Genomic DNA, 20153 nt, shown 5'->3' with positions numbered 1-20153 from the left:
TAGTATAAATTTACTATCTATAGATTATTATAGCAAATATTTTTGATTCGCATTATTATTCTCTTGATTTATCAAAAAATACCAGCAAAATTATGCAAAATATTTAAAAAAAATCTAACATAGTGTTAGATTTAAATATGAATTGCATGCCCTTCTAAACCATGAGCGGCTTCCATAATCATTTCTGATAAAGTTGGATGAGGAGTAATTGCCCGTCCTAAATCATAAATTGTTCCTTCCATTTCCATACATGTTGTAATTTCTGAAATCATATCAGTGGCTGTTCCACAAATCATATGAGCTCCTAAAATTTCACCATATTTTGGTTCACAAATAACTTTAACAAATCCATCAGTTTCCCCATCAGCTAAGGCTTTTCCATTTGCTGCAATTGGGAATTTAAAGGCTTTGTATGGTATTTTTGCTTTAATTAACTCATCTTCAGTTTTACCAACAACGGCAACTTCAGGGGATGAATAAATACAGGCCGGAATTTTATTGTAATCAATTTTTTGATTACGTCCTTTAATGTTATCAATAACAACCAATCCTTGAACTGATGCGACATGAGCTAACATTGCTTTCCCAACAACATCCCCAATCGCATAAACCCCTGGCAAGTTAGTACGACAACCATCATCAACAACAATACTTTGGCGATCATTAATATTTAGCCCAATGTTTTCAAAACCATTAATAATTGGTTTACGACCAACTGATACTAAACAATAATCTGTTTTTAAAACAACATCTTCACCTTTATCATTAGTATAATGAACGGCTTTATCCTTAATTTCTTTAATTTTAACATTTGTTTCAATTTTAACTTTGTTTTTGATTAATAATTTTGTCATTTCTTCACGAACATCTTTGTCCAAAATTTCCAAAATTGTATCTAATCCTTGTAAAATTGTTACTTCTGTTCCTAAACGGCGGTACAAACAAGCAAATTCAACTCCAATTACCCCACCCCCAATAACAGCTAGTTTTTTGGGGATTTTTGGTAATTTTAAAGCTTCTGTTGAAGAAATAACATAACCAGCTTTAAAACCTTCTTCAAAACCAGGTAATGGTAGCATTCGACTTGTACTTCCTGTTGCAATAACTAAGTTGTCACAACTATATTTTTTGCCATCAACTTCAATCGTGTTTTTATCAAGTGCTTTTGCTGTTCCTTTAACAATTGTGACTTTATTTTTCTTTAATAAAAATTCAACACCACTTGTTAATTTGTTAACAACTTTACTTTTACGATCTTGCATTTTATCTCAATTAGGGACAATTTTATCTAAATCCCCAATATCAATTCCATAGGTGTCCGCATGCTGAATAATGTCATAAACTTTTGAACTTTTTAATAGCGCTTTAGTTGGGATACAACCAACATTTAGACATACACCCCCATAGTATTCTTTTTCGACAATCATTGTTTTCAACCCTTCTTGGGCTGCCTTAATTGCACAAACATATCCACCGGGACCAGCGCCGACAACAATAACATCAAATTTATCCATAATTCTTGTTACCTCTCTATTTCTTTTAATGATTTTATAATAGTAATAAAGCTGGTGATTCAAGTAAGGCGCTTACACGTTGTAAGAAACGCCCTCCATCAGCACCATCAATTAAACGATGGTCAATTGTTAATGATAATGGTAAGATTGAACTAATTTCAATTTCATTATTGGCATTAACAACTGGTTTTTTTTCAATTGTTCCAACTCCTAAAATGGCAACTTCTGGGAAATTAATTACTGGTGTTGCAATTTCAACCCCCGCTGACCCAAAGTTACTAATTGTAAAAGTCCCATCGCGCATTTCATCGGCTTTTAATTTACGATCACGCGTACGAGTTGCTAAATCATTAATTACTGCCCCAATTTGTAGGACATTTAATTGATCAACTCCTTTAACAACGGGAACCATTAAACCATTCGCCGTATCAGTTGCCATTCCAATATTATAATATTCTTTATAAATAATTTCTTCACTTTGTTGATCATATGAAGAATTTAAAATTGGGAATTCTTTTAAGGCAATTGCACATGCTTTCATAAAGAATGGCATGTAAGTCAATTTAACCCCCTGTTTTTCCGCTTGGCCTTTTAATTGAGTTCTAATTTCAATTAATTTTGTTACATTAACATTTTTAATTAAAGTTGTTTCAGCAATCACTGTTTTTGCCAATGTCATTTGTTTTGCAATTGCTTTACGAATTGATGACATTGGTTCACGTTTAACATTTCCTGACACTTGAATGTTTGGAATTGTAATTGGTGCTCCCCCAATTGAAGGTCCACTTGCAATAGGCGCTGAAGTTGGTCCGGCTAATAAGTCCGCCTTCATAATGCGACCATTAGGACCAGTTCCTTTGATTTTTGATAAATCAACTTTCATATCAGCGGCCATTTTTCGCACAATTGGAGTCGCTAAAATATGTTCATTATTTACTGCGGCATTGTTTGTTGTTGGTAAACCACGTGATGGTAAAACAGCATTTGATATTGGCACTGCGCCAACAACACCCGCGGCTTTTTCTTCTTCAACTGGTTCTGCAACACTAGGTGCTGGTGTTGCTGATGCCACTGGTGCATCACCTTTCCCATCATCAATTTCAACAACAACATCGCCAACATAAATGACATCGCCAACTTTCATATTAATTTTTGTAATGACACCATCACATGGTGAATAAATTTCGGCATTAACTTTATCAGTTTCTACTGAAAACATTTCATCGCCATCTTTGACTTTATCACCAACTTTGATATTAATAGCCCCAACTTTCCCTTCAGTTAGTCCTTCACCAATATCTGCAAATTTAAATTTAACCATTTTCCTCTTCCTCCCAATTAGAATTGATAATCTAACACTTCTTTAATTTTAACAACAATTTTTTGAACTGATGGTTGGTGGAAATGTTCGCCACGATCAAATGGCACAATAATATCATATCCTGTTACACGAGCACAAGGTGCTTTTAAGTATTCAAAACTTTTTTCATTAACAGTTGCAATTACTTCCGCAGCAACTGAGAATGAACGAACGGCTTCATGAACAACAATTAAACGGCCAGTTTTTTTAACTGATTCAATTACCATTTCACGATCTCATGGTTGAATTGTACGTAAATCGATTAAATCAACACTAATATTTTTACCTTCCCCTTTTAAATGTTCAATTGCTTTTTCACAATCTCCAACTTGAGCGCCATAAGTTACAATTGTTACATCTGTTCCTTCTTGTACTTTATAGCCTTCCCCAATTGGTAAAGTATAGTATTCATCAGGAATATCTTGTTTAAATGCCCGATAAATTTTTGTTGGTTCTAAGAATAAAACTGGGTCTGGTGATTCAACAGCAGCTAATAACAGCCCTTTTGTATCAAAAGGTGTTGAAGGAATCACAACTTTTAACCCCGGGTTATGAGCAAACATTGCTTCCATTGCTTCCGAGTGATGTTCTAACGCACGAATTCCTCCCCCCATTGGCATTCTAATTACCATTGGACAAGTAAAACGACCACGTGAACGGTTACGCATACGTGCGACATGGGTAAATAATTGTTGGATAATCGGATATGAGAATCCTTCAAATTGAATTTCAACAACTGGTTTTAAACCATTAATTGCCATTCCAACTGCTGTCCCAACCAATGTTGCTTCGGCAATTGGGGCATCAAAACAGCGTTCTTCACCATATTTTTGTTGTAACCCAACTGTTGCTCGGAAAACTCCCCCTTCATATCCAGCATCTTCACCATAAACAATAACATTTTGGTGTTTTTCCATTGCTAAATCTAAGGCATGTGTTAACGCCTGAATATTATTCAAAACCGCCATTAGTGGTGTCCTCCTTTACTTGGATATGCTTCAAAAAATGCTTTTGCTTCTTCATATTGTTTTGCTAAAAAGTTTGGCATTTCTTCATATGTATATGCAAAAATATCTTTTAAATCAACATTATTATTTGCTTCAACTCAAGCAAACTCATCTTTGATAAATTGATCTTGCTCAGCATCTAATTTTGTTTGCTCTTGTTCTGATCATTTTTTCTTTGCAATTAAATATGCTTTTAAACGAATTAATGGATCATTTTTGATTTGTTCTTGATGATTGTCTTCATCACGATAAACTTTTGGATCATCTGCTGAAGAGTGGGGTCCGATTCGATATGTTTCACATTCGATTAATGATGGTCCTTCCCCTTTACGAGCTAAAGCAATTGCTTCTTGAACAGCCCCATAAACAGCAAAGAAATCGTTTCCATCAACTAAAATATTACGCATTCCTACAGCAATTCCTTTAACAGCAAAGTTAATTGCTTTTGTTGCTTTTTTTCGTGGGGTTGAAATCGCAAATTGATTATTTTCGACAATAAAAATTGCTGGAACTTCATGTAATTTAGCGAAGTTCATTGCCTCATAAAATTCTCCTTCTGAAGAACCGCCATCACCAGTAGTTGTTAAGACAACTCCCCCAGTTTTATTATATTTTTCAGCAAAAGCTAACCCTGTTGCGTGTGAATATTGTGTTGCAATTGGAATATTAACTGGTAAAACATTAATTCCTTCCGGTGTTTTTGCTCCCATTTCATTTCCACATCAATATAACATAATATTACGCATTGGGATTCCCGCTGTTAATCATGCGGCATTATTTCGATATGCTGGTGAAAATCAGTCTTTTCCTTTAATAATTTGCATTGCATAAGCTACTTCAGCGGCTTCTTGCCCTGTTGATGATAAGAATGATAACATTCTTCCTTGACGTTGCACTTTGTTTTGAAAATCATCTTGACGACGTGATAAACACATTAGTTTATATGCTGTTAAGATATCTTCATCACTAATCTTTGGCATTAATTCTGGTTTTAAAATTTTCCCAGTATTATCCATAATTTGTAATTTTTCATTTTTCAATGCATTAAATTTGTCAAAATACATAGTTTCCTCTTCCTTCCTTATTTATGAACAATCGTTTCTAAAATTTCTGAGCGAGTAAATTTATCACCAAAAATTTTTGTTAAATCAAAGTGCTCTAAGATCTTGTTAATATCTTCAATTTGATACTTGCAATTAACTAAAGCAGCCTCTAATTGTTCGGTTCCTTCTCATCCCAAAAAGTCTCCAAAAAATTTAATTTCTTTAATTATTGAATTTTCAACATTCATTCGTACATCAAGGGTCCCTTTCCCTTCAAACCTAATTTTGTTTTGAAAAACAAAACTAGGGTTTTTACCATAAATCCATTCTCAAGTCCGATATTTTTCTTCAGCTAACTTGTGAGCTGCTGTGATGATATTATCGGGAATTGCTTGAACAACTGTTCCTTGTTCAATAAACTCTTGCATAATAAAATCCATGAAATCATCAATTGAAAGATCTTGTTCTAATAATGGTTTAATGTTTGTTACTCGGGCTGGAATTGATTTAATTCCTTTTGAGATGATCTTTGATTGATCAACATTTAAATATTTTCCCATTTTACTTAAATCAACATTAAATAAAAATGTTCCATGATGAAGTAAACGTTCTTTATATTGGAATTGCGCATTCCCTGAAATTTTTTTACCATCAATTTCAATGTCATTTTTTCCAGCAAACTGAGCATTTAATCCTAATTTGGCTAACACATCAATAATTGGTTGCAAAATCGTGTGATAGTTTTTGGCCATTGCACTATTTTTATCTAAAATAATTGAAAAACATAAGTTTCCATCATCTTGATAAACTGCCCCACCCCCAGATGCTCGTCGTGCCACTTTAACATGATCATCATTTGCCAATTTTTGATTAACTTCTTCGTAAGTATTTTGATTTTTTCCAACAATTACGGTGTTATGGTTTTTTCACAAAAACAAAATTGGCGTTGGTAGATCACTTTTTAATAAATACTCATCTAAGGCTAGATTAAAATAGACATCGTTATCATTGCTTTTAAAGCATAACATAACTAATTCCTAACTTACTATTTTTTAAAATAGTTTAGTCCTAAAACTTCTAGACCAGCTAGGGTAATAAAATTATATGGTTTGTTAAAATGTGGTAAAAAGAAAATATCAATTAATGGTAACTCATCAATTGTTACTCCTTTCATGATTGCTAATGAAAACATATACATTACTTCAGTATGATTATTTTCTGAACCAACTTGAGCTCCAATGATTTTTCTTGTTTTTTTATCTCAAACAATTTTTATAATTACATTTTTATAAGATGACATAAACTCTGGACGATCATTATCACTAAAAGTAATTTGGTCATAATCAAGGCCTAAATCTTTTGCAACAGTTTCGGTAACCCCTGTTGAAGCTAAGCACCATCCAAAAACATTAATAGCATTCGAACCTTGGAATCCTGGTGATGCTAAGCCAGCTGGTTTAATAATATTAACAGCCGCCACTACTCCTGTTCGAACAGCATTTGTTGCTAAAGCAATATATGCTGATGTTTTTTTGGCATTATCATAAACTTCAACACAATCACCAACTGCAAAAATATTTGGATCAGATGTTTGCATATATTGGTCAACCATAATTGCCCCATTTTTATTTAAATCAACAACATTTTCTAACATTTTTGTTGCTGGACGGAAACCAACTGCTCAAATTACTAAATCTGCTGGGTATGAACCTTTGTCGGTTACAACATGACTAACAACATTGTCTTTTCCCTCAAATTTAACAACAGTTTCTCCACCACGGAAAATAACACCATCGCGTTGCATTGCGCCTTCGACACAATCAGTAAATGGTTTATCATAATAACGTGGCATGATACGATCTGAAATATCAACTAGTGTAACATTTTTACCTTTTTGATAAAAAGCGTCTACTAATTCAATTCCAATATAACCAGCCCCACAAACAACAACATTTTTAATGTCATCATTGTCATTGGCATTTTTTACAATCTCTCCATGTTGATATCACTTAACAATATGAACACCTTCTTGTTTAATTCCTTCAATTGGTGGAATAATTGGTCATGACCCAATTGCTAACACTAATTTATCATAACTATCTTCGAATTCTTCATTTGTCTGTAGATTTTTAACACGAATTTTTTGGTTTTTGTTATCAACCCCAATTACTTCATGTTCCATATTAACTTTAATACCTTCATTTGCTAAAATCTCTGGTGAAGCATAAAATAATCCTTGCGGATCATTTAATTCCCCTGAAACTCAAAGGGCAATTCCACACCCTAAGAATGAGATGTTGTTATTACGATCATATGTCACAATTTCAGCGCTTGGATCTAATCTTCTTAAAGTTCGAATCGCTGTTGTTCCGGCATGATTTGCTCCTACTACTATAATTTTCATTACTGATATAACTCCTTTCTAATATCTCGATAATTTTCCTACTTTTAGTTTTTCATTGTTTAACTAAAAAAATAAGATAAGTTATATCTTTTTTAATTATATACTTTATTTAAATTTTTTTTATAAAAAAGTTATTTTAATAAAAAAAATCTCTTTACTTTCTTTGGGTTTTCACACATTATCTTCCAAAATAAAAAAGCCTTGAGAAAGGCTAACAATAATCAATTATTTATTTTTATCAAAGTGCTTAATAAATCAACGGTTTTCGATTGGTAATAAGCGTGGGGTTTGGTCATTAACATTAATTTTTTCTAACTCACGGTCAATACGATAAATTCGGGCATCTAAATTATCTAAAAATGACAATATTTCTGCTTCTAATAAATGGGGTTCAACTGGTGAACCAAATTCTAATTTTCCATGGCTTGCTAAAACTAAATGTTCTAGTAATAAGACTTTGTCATCAACAATGTCATTTTCTTTCGCAATGCGATGAATTTCATTACCCATAATTGAAATATGACCTAATAATTTTCCTGCTAAAGAAAAATCACTAACTGTCCCAACACTAATTTCAATTACTTTTCCTAAATCATGTAAGATAATGCCACACCCTAAAAGTTCAAAATCAATTAAGCGATCTGAATAAATTATCCGTAAACTTTCCGCCATTTTTAGCATTGTCAAACTATGTCATAATAACCCTGATTTAATTTCATGATGATTACGAATTGCGGCTGGCCAAACTTTAAAATCTTCGCCATATTGCAATAAGACTAACTCCATAATTTTTTTATAAACTGGTTCTTGTAAATTATTAACAAAATTAATAATTTCTTGGTACATTTCTTCGGCATTAATTGGTGCTGTTTCTAAAAAATCATCAAAATTAATTTCGCTAGGATCAACAATATTATAACTATTAATTTTTGCTTGTAAAATACGACGATATTCAATAATGTTTACATTAACTTCATAAAAGTTCCCTTTAACTCATGTTTCTAAATCAAGGGGTTTGGCATCTCATAATCGTGCTTCAATTGTTCCGGTTTTATCTTTTAGGGTAATTGATAAATATGTTGTCCCATTTGTTGCCACCCCTTGGGCAACTTTTTCGGCTAAAACTGTTAATTGCAAGTTTGAGCCTTCTTTTGTTAAATCCTTAATTTGCATACAGCACCTTCTTTCTATAATTACTTACAACAATAATCCTGGATTTGATAATAAGTATGCAACATAATGGGCAAACTTACTTGCTTCGGTAATATCAATAATCATTTCATTATAAGCTAAAGTGATTACCATAATATCACGGATGGCAATATCATTTTTTTCAACAACAACTGGTTTTTTGAAAATAATCCCCATCCCAATTGCCGCCGAATGATGTTCAGGAATTGTTAAAGTTCCTCGTGTTACTCCGAAATCACCAAAATTAAAAATTGAGAAAGTAGAATTTTCGTAATCAAAGGCTTCACTATTATCATCATATTCTTTTGCCGCTAAAGCATTACATTTTGTTGCAATCTCTTTAATTGTGTCATCTTTTAAGTCAAATAAAACTGGTGTTGTAATTGTTGTATCATTGTCTAAACTAACAGCAATATTGTAAATTCATTTAAAAAGAACACTTTGTGTTGCTAAGTTAAAACTAGCATTTAAAAGCGGGAATTTTTTTAAACCACTGTGGACAGCTTTGACAAAAAATGGTAACAATGTTAACTCAATATTTTGTTGTAAATAAGCCTCACGCATAATTGTTAATAAACTAACTAACTCACTAACATCAACTTCAATATCTAAAAAAGTTTGGGCTGTTTTATTATGATTTTTTAACAATCGTTCAACACGCCGATAAGCATGAGCACTTAATGTTGCTTCACTACTGATATTATCATTGTTTTCCTGACTAATATCACGAGGCTCTTCAACATTATTTGTTAAATCAGCAATAATTTCTGATTGGTCAAAACTAGGTTGTTCTGGGGCTAATGCTGATGGATCTTCTTTGGTTGGCGTTGAAACAATATTATTATCATCCAATTCTTGCTCCATTAATTCTTCATTAAAATAAATAATTTCAGTTGTTGTTGGTTCAATTTCAACTTTACCTGGTTCAATATTACTTTCATGATTTAAATCATTTTGAATATCCGTATACATTCGATGAACAAATGTTTTTGACAATTCATCTTGAAATGGTTGTTGCGGTTTAAAGTTTGAATGACCTGATAATTGGTCAACATCAACATCAGAAATTAAATTGTTAATAATTTCTTCTTGAATATCAACCGTGTTAGTTGCTGTTTCAACTTCTTGCAAGTTTTTTCGTAAACTATTCATGTTTGAAATAAAATCTTTTTCATCAGCAGCTGGTTGGGAAGTATTATTCACTTCATCTGTTAATAATACTGATGTTGTTGCAATTTCATCACCAAAAGAGTATGTATTATTATTTACCTCTGATTGTACTGAACCAGTTTGCTGTGAAAGTGGTACTGTTGGTTGTTCAGTTAATACTGGCTCAAGAATTTCTTCTGTTAATTCAATTGAATCAGAATTTTCCCCCGCTACTTTACGGGCTAATAATGTTTCAATTAACTCTTCGCGGAAAATTTCTGTTTCCGTTTTTTTATTTTGATTATTGTCAAAACGAACATTAGTAAAATTTGATTTGTTATAAATGTTTTTTTGATCATGATGATTATAATGTTTAGATTGACTATTTAATTCAAGTAAAATATCCCCTGTATTAATTACTTTATTTTCATAAATACTTAAATTAGTTACAACTCCTGGACCTGGCGCTTTAATTTCATAAACCCGGCTTTGTGTAACAACATTAACTAATTTATCACCTGTTTGGACTGGTTGTCCTTCTTTTACAAAAACATTATCAATGATTCCTTTACGATTATCATCGGCCTCAAAAAAAATTTTTCCCATTGTAAATCCCCTTTTTCTTTAATTATCTTATCATAAAATTAATTGTTTAAATATTTTTCTGCTAATTCTTGGTACATTAACTCCATCTTTGTTTTTGCTTGTTGTGTACTTTTATCAACACAAACAAAATAGAATTTAATTTTTGGTTCAGTCCCACTCGCACGAACAGCAAATCAGCTACCATCAGCAAAATAAAATTTTAATAAATCTTGTCCAGGCATATTATATAATCCCGTTAAATAATCTTCTTTTTTAACACACGTAATTCCATGTAAAGCTGGTAGTGTTTTTTCACGTAGTGTTTTTAACATCCCTTTAATAATTTGAGGACCTTCGACACCAGTTCGTACTAAATTAACTGTATTACAATAGTAGTAACCAAATTTTTCGTATTGTTCATTTAAAACATCTAAAAATGATTTTCCTAAGTTATGATAATATCAGCATGCTTCAGCAATAACTAATGATGCTTGAATCCCATCTTTATCACGAACAATATCTTTTAAAACATAACCATATGCCTCTTCAAAACCAAATAAAAATGTTCTATTTTGGCTTGGTGCTTTCGCCATTTGATCACCAATCCATTTAAAACCAGTTAAAGTTTTAACAACTTCAATCCCATAACTTTCTGCCACTTTATCTGATAAATTTCCAGTTACAAAAGTATTATACATAACCCCATTTTTTGGTAACCTATTATTTTTTTGATAGTGTGAGAATAAATATTCTAATAATACTGGTGCTGTTTCATTTCCCGTCATCAAATAATATGAATTATCGGCTTGGCGAATTCCAATTCCTAACCGATCAGCATCAGGGTCATTTAAAATTATAATATCAGCATCGTGTTGTTGGGCATATTTAATTGGTAAATCAAAACACTCCGCTAGTTCTGGATTTGGATTTGGAGCATAAGTAAAATCGGGATCATTATTAAACTGTTCCTCTACTATAATAACATCATAACCACATTCTCTTAAAATCCGTGGTGTTCAGTCTTTACTTGTTCCATGCAGATTTGAAAAAACAATTTTAATATTGCGTTTTTGATCTGGGTAAAATTGCATTGCTTTAACATCCTCAACGTAATTTTCTTCAACTGTTTGGGGGACAAATGTTAACAGTTCGGCTCTCGGATTAAGACTTAAAGTAAAAACTTCTCCTTTAATTTTCAAATAATTTTCCCCAATTATATCAGTATCAACTGGTAAAAATTGGCTTCCATTATGGTCATAAATTTTATAACCATTATATTCACGAGAATTATGACTCGCCGTAATAATTACTCCAGCAGTTGCCCCAATTTTGCGAATTGTATATGAAACCATTGGTGTTGGGCGTAAGTCATTGTTATGAAATAAAATTGCTTTTATCCCATTTGAAGCAAAAATATCAGCCACTTCTTGGGCAAATTGCTCAGAAAAATGACGGTTATCATGACCAATTACAACTCCTTTTTCTTTTAAATCAGTCAGTGAATATTTTGTTTGTAAAAATTGTAAAAATGCCAAGGTTGCGCGACGAATTGTATATAAGTTCATTTTCCCTGTTCCAGGACCAATTAAACCTCGTAACCCAGCAGTTCCAAATTCTAAATCACTACTAAAGGCTTCCAGTAATTCTTGTTCTGACATTGCTTTGAATTGCGCCGCCAGTTGTGGTTCTAAATTTTTAGCATTTTTTCATAAATTTAAATTATCAATATAAGACATTATTGTTTCCCTCTTTCTTAACTTAAGTATACTATGTTTTATTAGTAATATTCTAGTCAAAATAATGACTTTCTAAAAAATAAAAAATAATATGCTTGCCATATTATTTTAAATTGGTGTTTCTAAATCGTATGTTCTTCCTTCAATAATGAAAATTAATAGTTCAGTAATACTAATAATATGTAAACCAGCTCGTTCAATATATTTTAATTGTTGCATTGTTGATGTAATAACTTTAATTTCTTCTTTTGTTTTAACATCACGAATTTTTTCAATTAATTCATTATTTTCTTTTTTAAAGATACGATCTAATTCAACATCATACTTTGGCATATTATAAGCTAATTCAATTTTTTCTTCCTCAAAAATTTTTGAAACTTCGGAAAGCATTTCAATTACTTTTGCCACTAATTCTTCTAAGTAGTGAACTAATTTATTTGATGGCATATATTTAATGAAATAACGACAAACATTTTTGGCATAATCAGCAATTCGTTCCACTTCCCGGACAATTGAAATAAAACCAACAGCACGGCGTAAATCACTGGCTACCATTTGTTGCTTGGCAATTTTCCATAATGACACATCAATAAAAGCTTCTTCCATCCGGTTAATTGTTTCATCCATTTTAATTACCGCTTGAGCTAATTCAAAATCATTTTTTTGAATACTCAATAGCATATCTTCATATTGATGGGTAGTAATTTTTATCATATCAATTACAATTTGTTTAATTTGTAATAAGTCATTTTCTACTCTAACACTCATTTGCTATTCCTCCTTATTCTTTTTGTTACTCAAAGCGACCAGTAATATATTTTTCCGTTTTTTTATTGGCTGGATGGGAAAAAATAATTTTTGTTTTATTATATTCAATTAATTCCCCTTTTAGGAAAAAAGCGGTGTAATCAGCTACCCGCGCTGCTTGTTGCATATGATGGGTAACAATGATAATTGTAAAATCTTTTTTTAACTCTTGAATTAATTCTTCAATTTTGGAAGTTGAAATTGGATCTAAGGCACTAGTTGGTTCATCCATTAATAAAATCTTTGGTTTCATCGCAATTGCCCGAGCAATGCATAATCTTTGTTGCTGACCCCCAGATAAAGCAAAGGCGGAATCTTTTAAATTATCTTTCACTTCATCTCATAGTGCTGCTTTTTTTAAACTATCAACAACTAAGCTATTTAATAATTTTTTATCTTTAACCCCTTGATTACGTGGACCATAAGCAACATTATCGTAAATTGACATTGGAAAAGGGGCTGGTTTTTGAAATACCATGCCAATATCTGTTCGTAATTTAACAATATCTGTATCAGCATCATAGATATTTTTCCCATTAATCAAAATTTCCCCTTCAAAAACTGTTTTTGGTTCCATATCATTCATCCGGTTAAATAATCTTAATAAAGTTGATTTACCACATCCAGATGGTCCAATAAAAGCGGTAACGGTATTTTCCTTAATATTCATTGAAATATTATATAATGCTTGCTTATTTCCCTTATAGAAAAAGTTAACATTTTTAACTTCAATTAAATTAGGATTATTATCCGATGAATCAAAAGATGGTCTTTTTAAAAAACTTCTTGCGTCCATTATTTATCTCCTTGTTCTTTTTCTATTCGTGCTTGTTTACGAGCGCGTTGTTTACGGAATCAATGTTGTCATTTTTTCTCAATTTGAACTTTTTTATCTTGATAAAACTCTTTTGAAAAAAAGTATTTAAGAGCGGCAAAACGATTTGTTCACTTTTGTTTAAAGCCAACTCTGACATAGTCAGGAGCCATTTTTTTACCCAAAGTTGCGGCTGAGGTATTTGCTAGCAGAATTAGGACCATAATTGTAAAGGCTAATTCATACATAATTCGCATTGCATCAGCAGTTGATCCTTCTTTTGATAACATTAAGATTTGCGTTGTTAAACTAGCACCTGGTGATAAGAATCCAGCAATTGGTAAACGGACCGCTGTTCCTAATGTTAAATAAACTGGCGCTGATTCCCCAATTACCCGTCCAATCGCTAAAATAATAGCGGTTACAATCCCAGGCATCGCATTTGGTAAAACAACTTTAATTGTTGTTGATGTTTTTGTTGCCCCTAAAGCTAACGAAGCACTACGTAAACCTGGGGAAACTCCTTGTAATGATTCTTCAATACTACGAATCATAATTGGTAAAATAACAATTGTTAAGGTTAATCCCGCCGATAAAATCGAGATTGGTAATTTACAAACCCCAATAAAAAAGGCTAAACCAAAGGTTCCGTAGATAATACTTGGCGTTGATGATAAAACATCAATTGCATAGCGAACAATACGTGCTAAACGACTACTTGGGGCGGCATATTCACTTAAATAAATTGCGACAATCATGCTTAAGGGAATGGCAAAAATCATTGCACATATTACTAATAATAATGTTACTAGAAAAGCAGATAAAATTCCAGCCCCTTCACTATATGTTGAAGTTGAAATTAAATCATGTCAAACCATACCAAATAACCCTTTTCAAATAATCGTGACAAGGATTAATAAGGTAAAGGAAATTACAATAATTGTTGATGAAATTAGGAAAAAGAAACCAATCCCATCGCGAACTTTTTTAATTGTGCGGGTTTGTTCAATTTTATTATAAAAAAGACGATTCATTTTTTTAGCATTATAAGAAGTACTTAAAGTTAATTTTTTTCCTTTTTTAATACTATGTAAATTTTTCTTACGACTTTTAATTGCTTGGGAACTAATAACAATAATATTAATAATACAAACAAAAATAAATAGAATTAATCCAATTGCATATAACGCTGATTCATGCATTGGTCCTGAGTTTTCTAGCATTTCTAACCCAATTGTTGAAGCTAAGGTTGTAATTGAAGAAAAAATAAAGTTTAAGAAACCATTATCAATTTTTAAACCATCGGGAGCATTTCCCGCAATCATCATAACAGCCATTGTTTCTCCAATGATACGAGCAACTCCTAACATAATTGCTGTCACTATTCGAAATGAAGCTGATTTTAAAACAATACGATAAGTCGTATGAGTTTTACTTAATCCTAATGCTAATGAACCAAAGCGATAAGCTTCCGGAACATTTTCAATCGCATTAACAGATAAAGAAATCATAATTGGTAACCCCATAAAAGCTAGAGTAATTGATGTAACCAATAAGTTTGATGTTGATGGAGCTCCCATTAACATAAATAAAGGTCCTAAAATTGTTAAGGCAAATAGTCCAAAAACAACGGAAGGAATTCCAGCTAGCAACCGAACAATCCCAATTACTTTTGCTTTTATGCGCGGGCTTAAATATTCGGTAATATATAAGGATGAAAAGATTGTTAATGGCACAGCAAATAACAAGGAAATTAATAAAACAAAGAAAGTTGAAATAATAATCCATCAAATCCCAAATTGATTATTATTAGCATTTCAAGTTCGTCCTGATAAAAACCCTCAAAAACCACCAGGGTAATTTTGGAAGAAATAAATTGATTTATAAATAATAAAACCAACTAGGGTTAATAAAATTAAGACTGTAATAACGGCAAAACTATAAATTAAAACTTTTGATAAAAAATCAATTAATTGTTTGCGGTTACGGAAATTGTTTTTAACTCGTTTCCAATAATTTTCTCACTTTTCTTTAACTGTTAATTTTTGAATCGAGATTGGGGTTGTTGTCTTTGCCATTGCGAAGTGCTCCTTTATTTCTTAACCTTTATATTCATAGTCTTCTAAATCTTGGTAGTTATTATTAGGGATTTTCTGACGAATTAAATCTCAAATACTTAAATAATTTTGATTGAAGTTTCATGGGAAGGGTTCGGTCAGTGTGGTCTGTCCACTAAGTGCAAATGCGGTATTATTATTATATTTCTGAAAATAATGATCTTTGGGTGTTAACGGTTCTTCTCCTTCTAAAATATATCAATAAGCGGCATCATGAGGGTCTAATTCATATGTTGGATCATAAAACCCACTATCTTTGACTGTTTTAGCATAGGGAATTGGATCCAACATTCAAGCTAAAAATTTTAAGGTTGGAACCAGTTGGGAACTATTAGTATTAACAATCCCAGTAAAAGGGCGATTTAAAGAATACATGGCATTAAAAGTAAATTCTCCTTCTGGTGTTTCAATGAATGGTACTTGCGGATCGGGTGATATTGTCTGATCTTTAACAGCGGCAATACGATTTTTCCCTAATTTAGCTGCAACTTGCTCAATGAAAGAAAAAGAAATATAGCCAAATGACCCTGGTGTGCGTGATACTGATTGGAACATCGCTCCATTTGAAGCAGCAACTTCATTTTGTGAATAATCTTTTTTATAAATTACTGATGATTCAAAGAAACTGCGAGTCCCACTTCCAGCTTCTCTGGTAATTTTATAAAATGGCGCATCATTTTTACAAGTTAATTGACTACCAAAAACACTTTTTCAAGTTGCATTTTGACTATAAATTTCTTGCATTGCTTTTGTTCCTGGTTCAGGATTACCGTTTTCGTTAAGACCAAACTCTGAAAAAGTTAATGGTTTATTATTATCATTTAATGAACAACCATTTGGTAAATTATAGAATAAGACAATATAATCACGGGCAAAAACAAAACGATTAATACCATTATTATTTCATAAATTTTGGGCATTTCTCCCATTATCTCCATCAATTGGTGTTGAATGAACATCTTCGGATAATAAACCAAATTCATAACTACCATTTTTAACCCCAACTAAAGCAGCGGCACTCCCTAAAGAATTATATAAGACATCACTTCCACTATCACGGCGATATTGTTCAGTAATATCAGCCATAATTGCCGAAACAGAGGTACTTCCTCCCCCAACAATTACACTACTAGCAGACGCAATTGTTCAAATTATGATTGAAATAACTAAAATTAACACAAAAGTAATAATTGTCATCATTCGGTGACTAGCAATTGCACTAAAAACATTTGTAAAAAATGTTTTAAACTTATTAACTTTTTTTGGGCTAGCAGGGTTTGCTTTTTCCATGAAATTTATTAACCTCCTATACTTCAAGTAATTAAAAATTTCACTAAACTACTTGTTAATTATATCAAAAAAAGGATGGAAAGCGATAAAATCGTTTTTTAATTCCAAATTAATTTGTCTGATTTTCTCCTTCATTTTCAATATTTTTAATTAATTCTTCCGCTTGTTGTAATTTAATACTTACAATTTTTGTAACCCCTTTTTTCTGCATTGTTGCCCCATACAAGATATCACAATTTGCCATTGTTCCTACCCGGTGGGTTACAATTAAGAATTGGGTTGTATCAATAAATGTTTTAATATATTTAGCGAAACGTTCAACATTAGCTGGATCTAATGGGGCTTCTGCTTCATCTAAAATTACTAACGGGATTGGGCGCGCCTTTAAAATTGCAAATAAAACTGATAATGCAACTAATGATTTTTCTCCCCCGGATAGTAAATTTAAATTAGCAATATTTTTCCCTGGTGGTGAAACTTTAATATCAACTCCCGTTTCTAAAATATTGTCTGGTTCAGTATAAATAATTTTTGCTGTACCCCCACCGAATAATACTTCAAAAGTATGCGACAAATTTTTATTAACAGCTTTAATTGTTTGATCAAATTGTTCTTGCATTAAAGTATCCATTTCAGAAATTGAATGTAAGAGATTTTTAACAGATTTATTTAAATCTTCATATTCTCCCAACATAAAATTATAACGGCTATCTTCCTCTTGATATTCTGCAATTGCTTCTAAGTTAACATTCCCAATATCGGCTAAATCACTTCGTAATTGTTTAATTTCTTCCCGGACAGCTTCTTCATTATCAATTGCTGCTAATGATAACGTTGTTGCATGTTCATAGGTCATATGATATTCTTCAGTTAAACGCATTAGATCTTGTTGGGTTTTAACATTTAACATTGAAATATCGGTGCTAATTTTACCAACTTGTTCTTGTAATGCTGAAATATAATAACGTCGTTCAGAAATATAGTTATTTAAATCATTTAATGTTACTGTTTGTTTTTCTTTTAAACTACGAGCAACATTTAACTGTTGTTCAATATTGACTTTAATAATTTCTTTTTGATTAATCAAATCAATAATGTTAATACTTTCTGAACCACTTTCAAATTCGGATTCATCAATATTTTTTGCAGTTAATAATTGGTACTCATTTTTAATTTTTAATTTATCTTGTTCGACAATTTCGATTTGGCGTTTACTTGCCCCAATTGATGCTTGGTTTTCCGCAATTTTTTCATTAATTTCATCTAACTGTGTTTTTAAACCATTTAGCTGTTTATTAATTGCTTCTTGTTCCGCCACTTTTTTCGCTAATTGTTCACGAATTATTGTTAATTCTTTTTCAAAGTTAGCAATTATTTGTTTAACATTTCTTGACCCCCCAGTAATTGCTCCTTGCGGACGAATAATTTCCCCATCTAAGGTTACAATATTATATTTAAATTTTAATAATTGGCCAACTTCTTGCGCACTATCAAAATTATCACAAATAATATAGCGACTCAATAAATAATCGATTGCCTGACGGTAATCTTTTTTTGTTGCTACTAAATTATGTCCTAATCCTAAAAAACCAGGAACAGATTTGATAATGAATTGTTCATTATCACTAATATAACGCGGTTGAATCCGGTCTAACGGAATAAAAGTTGCATGACCAGCATTATTTTGTTTTAAGTATGAAATCGCTTTTTTAGCACTATCAACATTTTTAACAATAATATCTTGTAAACGCCCGCTTAATGAGACTGCTATTGCATATTCATATTTATCATCAAAACTAATAATTTCTTGGACTAAGCCAATAATCCCTGGTAAAACATTTTTATTTTTAATAATGTTTTTAACCCCGGGGTGTAAATTATCTTGGTTATCAATATTACGTTGTGCTTGGTCTAAATCCGTTTCAAGACGAATAATTGAACGGTTTAAAGCTCCTAATTGTTCATTTAAACTACCTTGCGTTTTAACTAAGCTGCGTTGACGATCATGGTCTTCTACTTGTTGAGTTTTTAACGCTGCTAACTTCTCAGTTTCCATTTGGACAATAACTTTTAAGTCATTGTATTTTGCTAACATTTCAACAATCGTAATATCATTATTAGCCATTTTTAAAGAATTTTTCTTATTATCTAGTTCAATTTTTTGAACTTTTAAATTCCCAATTTCTGTTACTAATCCTTGGAAGTCTTTTGATAATGAGTTAATTTTACTATCTAACCCATAATTAACTTTTGTTAGCTCATTATATTCATTTTCTTTGTTTTTTAAATCACGTTCTGCTTCATGTTTTTCTGATGTAATAACTTTTTGTTGTTCACGTAATTCTAATAATTTTTCATTAAAAAAGGTAATATCTTTCACTAAAATCGATAACTCAATTTCATTTAACTTATCTTTTTTTTCTTTATAACGTAACGCTTTACTACTTTGGCGTTTTAAAGTGGGTAATTTTCGTTCAATTTCATTAATAATATCTTTTAAACGATCAAGGTTTTCATTAGCACGGTCTAATTTTTTTAACGATTCTAATTTCCGTTTTTTATATTTTGCCACTCCGGCTGCTTCTTCAAATAATGCCCGGCGTTCTAATGGTTTAGCTTCGGCAAAAGCATTAATATTTCCTTGCGAAATAATTGCTAATGATGATTTAGTTAAGCCAGTATCAAGGGCAAATTCTTGAACATCTTTTAAACGAACCCGTTGATTATTAATAAAATATTCATTTTCTCCTGAACCACGAAAAACACGCCGAACAATTTCAATTTCATCATAATCAAGGTTAAAAATTCGGCGCGTATTATCAAAAGTCAATTTGACTTCGGCCATATTTAATGCTGACTTAGCATCTGAACCATTAAAAATAACATCTTCACTATTATCTCCCCGTAAAGACTTAATTGATTGTTCTCCTAAACATCAACGAATGGCGTCAGTAATATTTGATTTTCCACTCCCATTAGGACCAACAATTCCAATCATTTCATGGTCAAAATTAATCGTTAACGGATCAGCAAATGATTTAAATCCTACTGCTTCTAATCTCTTTAAAAATAACACCTGTTGGTCCCCTTTTATCCCTCAAATAATAAATTTTCTCACTTTAATTATTCTATAAAA

Annotated in this window: 14 protein-coding genes; all 14 read right to left on the bottom strand. The window is 31.6% G+C overall.

Annotated elements, in window-relative coordinates; all coding sequences use genetic code 4:
- Positions 1-131 precede the first annotated feature (131 nt).
- The 14 genes from lpdA to SCHRY_RS01345 all read right to left on the bottom strand — a co-directional run bounded on the left by lpdA (position 132) and on the right by SCHRY_RS01345 (position 20093).
- The gene (lpdA, locus tag SCHRY_RS01410) at positions 132-1514 is read right to left on the bottom strand and encodes a dihydrolipoyl dehydrogenase (RefSeq protein WP_016338689.1); all 1383 of its coding nucleotides are present in this window, start codon (positions 1512-1514) and stop codon (positions 132-134) included.
- A 34-nt stretch (positions 1515-1548) separates the two neighbouring features.
- Positions 1549-2835 carry a dihydrolipoamide acetyltransferase family protein gene (locus tag SCHRY_RS01405; RefSeq protein ID WP_016338688.1) on the bottom strand — a complete coding sequence of 429 codons (1287 nt, stop codon included), beginning with the start codon at positions 2833-2835 and terminating at the stop codon, positions 1549-1551.
- Between the two features lie 17 nt (positions 2836-2852).
- Positions 2853-3842: an alpha-ketoacid dehydrogenase subunit beta gene (locus tag SCHRY_RS01400; RefSeq protein ID WP_016338687.1), complete on the bottom strand. Its 990-nt coding sequence runs from the start codon at positions 3840-3842 to the stop codon at positions 2853-2855.
- On the bottom strand, positions 3842-4945 hold the full coding sequence (pdhA, locus tag SCHRY_RS01395) for a pyruvate dehydrogenase (acetyl-transferring) E1 component subunit alpha (RefSeq protein WP_016338686.1): 1104 nt from the start codon (positions 4943-4945) through the stop codon (positions 3842-3844). The genes SCHRY_RS01400 and pdhA overlap by 1 nt, the downstream gene beginning before the upstream one ends.
- A 17-nt stretch (positions 4946-4962) precedes the next feature.
- The gene (locus tag SCHRY_RS01390; protein ID WP_016338685.1) at positions 4963-5952 is read right to left on the bottom strand and encodes a lipoate--protein ligase; all 990 of its coding nucleotides are present in this window, start codon (positions 5950-5952) and stop codon (positions 4963-4965) included.
- Positions 5953-5969: 17 nt separating this feature from the next.
- Positions 5970-7328 (bottom strand): FAD-dependent oxidoreductase, encoded by a 1359-nt coding sequence (locus SCHRY_RS01385; protein WP_016338684.1) that lies wholly within the window; start codon positions 7326-7328, stop codon positions 5970-5972.
- A 225-nt stretch (positions 7329-7553) separates the two neighbouring features.
- Positions 7554-8501 carry a 3'-5' exoribonuclease YhaM family protein gene (locus SCHRY_RS01380; RefSeq protein ID WP_016338683.1) on the bottom strand — a complete coding sequence of 316 codons (948 nt, stop codon included), beginning with the start codon at positions 8499-8501 and terminating at the stop codon, positions 7554-7556.
- A gap of 24 nt (positions 8502-8525) precedes the next feature.
- The gene (locus tag SCHRY_RS01375; RefSeq protein WP_016338682.1) at positions 8526-10274 is read right to left on the bottom strand and encodes a 2-oxo acid dehydrogenase subunit E2; all 1749 of its coding nucleotides are present in this window, start codon (positions 10272-10274) and stop codon (positions 8526-8528) included.
- Positions 10275-10312: 38 nt separating this feature from the next.
- Positions 10313-11989: a phospho-sugar mutase gene (locus SCHRY_RS01370; protein WP_016338681.1), complete on the bottom strand. Its 1677-nt coding sequence runs from the start codon at positions 11987-11989 to the stop codon at positions 10313-10315.
- Between the two features lie 108 nt (positions 11990-12097).
- A complete protein-coding gene (phoU, locus tag SCHRY_RS01365; protein ID WP_016338680.1) occupies positions 12098-12757 on the bottom strand; it encodes a phosphate signaling complex protein PhoU in 660 nt (219 codons plus the stop codon).
- Between the two features lie 25 nt (positions 12758-12782).
- Positions 12783-13592 carry a phosphate ABC transporter ATP-binding protein PstB gene (gene pstB, locus SCHRY_RS01360; protein WP_016338679.1) on the bottom strand — a complete coding sequence of 270 codons (810 nt, stop codon included), beginning with the start codon at positions 13590-13592 and terminating at the stop codon, positions 12783-12785.
- Positions 13592-15688, bottom strand: coding sequence for a phosphate ABC transporter permease PstA (pstA, locus tag SCHRY_RS01355; protein ID WP_016338678.1), 2097 nt, complete (start codon positions 15686-15688; stop codon positions 13592-13594). The genes pstB and pstA overlap by 1 nt, the downstream gene beginning before the upstream one ends.
- Positions 15689-15709: 21 nt before the next feature.
- Entirely contained in the window at positions 15710-17017 is a 1308-nt protein-coding gene (gene ptsS / locus SCHRY_RS01350; protein ID WP_016338677.1) for a phosphate ABC transporter substrate-binding protein, read from the bottom strand.
- A gap of 109 nt (positions 17018-17126) precedes the next feature.
- The gene (locus SCHRY_RS01345) at positions 17127-20093 is read right to left on the bottom strand and encodes a chromosome segregation protein SMC (RefSeq protein WP_016338676.1); all 2967 of its coding nucleotides are present in this window, start codon (positions 20091-20093) and stop codon (positions 17127-17129) included.
- Between the last annotated feature and the right edge of the window lie 60 nt (positions 20094-20153).

The sequence above is a fragment of the Spiroplasma chrysopicola DF-1 genome (assembly GCF_000400935.1).
GTDB classification, from domain to species: Bacteria; Bacillota_I; Bacilli_A; order Mycoplasmatales; family Mycoplasmataceae; genus Spiroplasma; species Spiroplasma chrysopicola.
The sequence above is the reverse complement of the archived record's forward strand: the minus strand, read 5'-3'. Positions and strand labels throughout refer to the sequence as shown.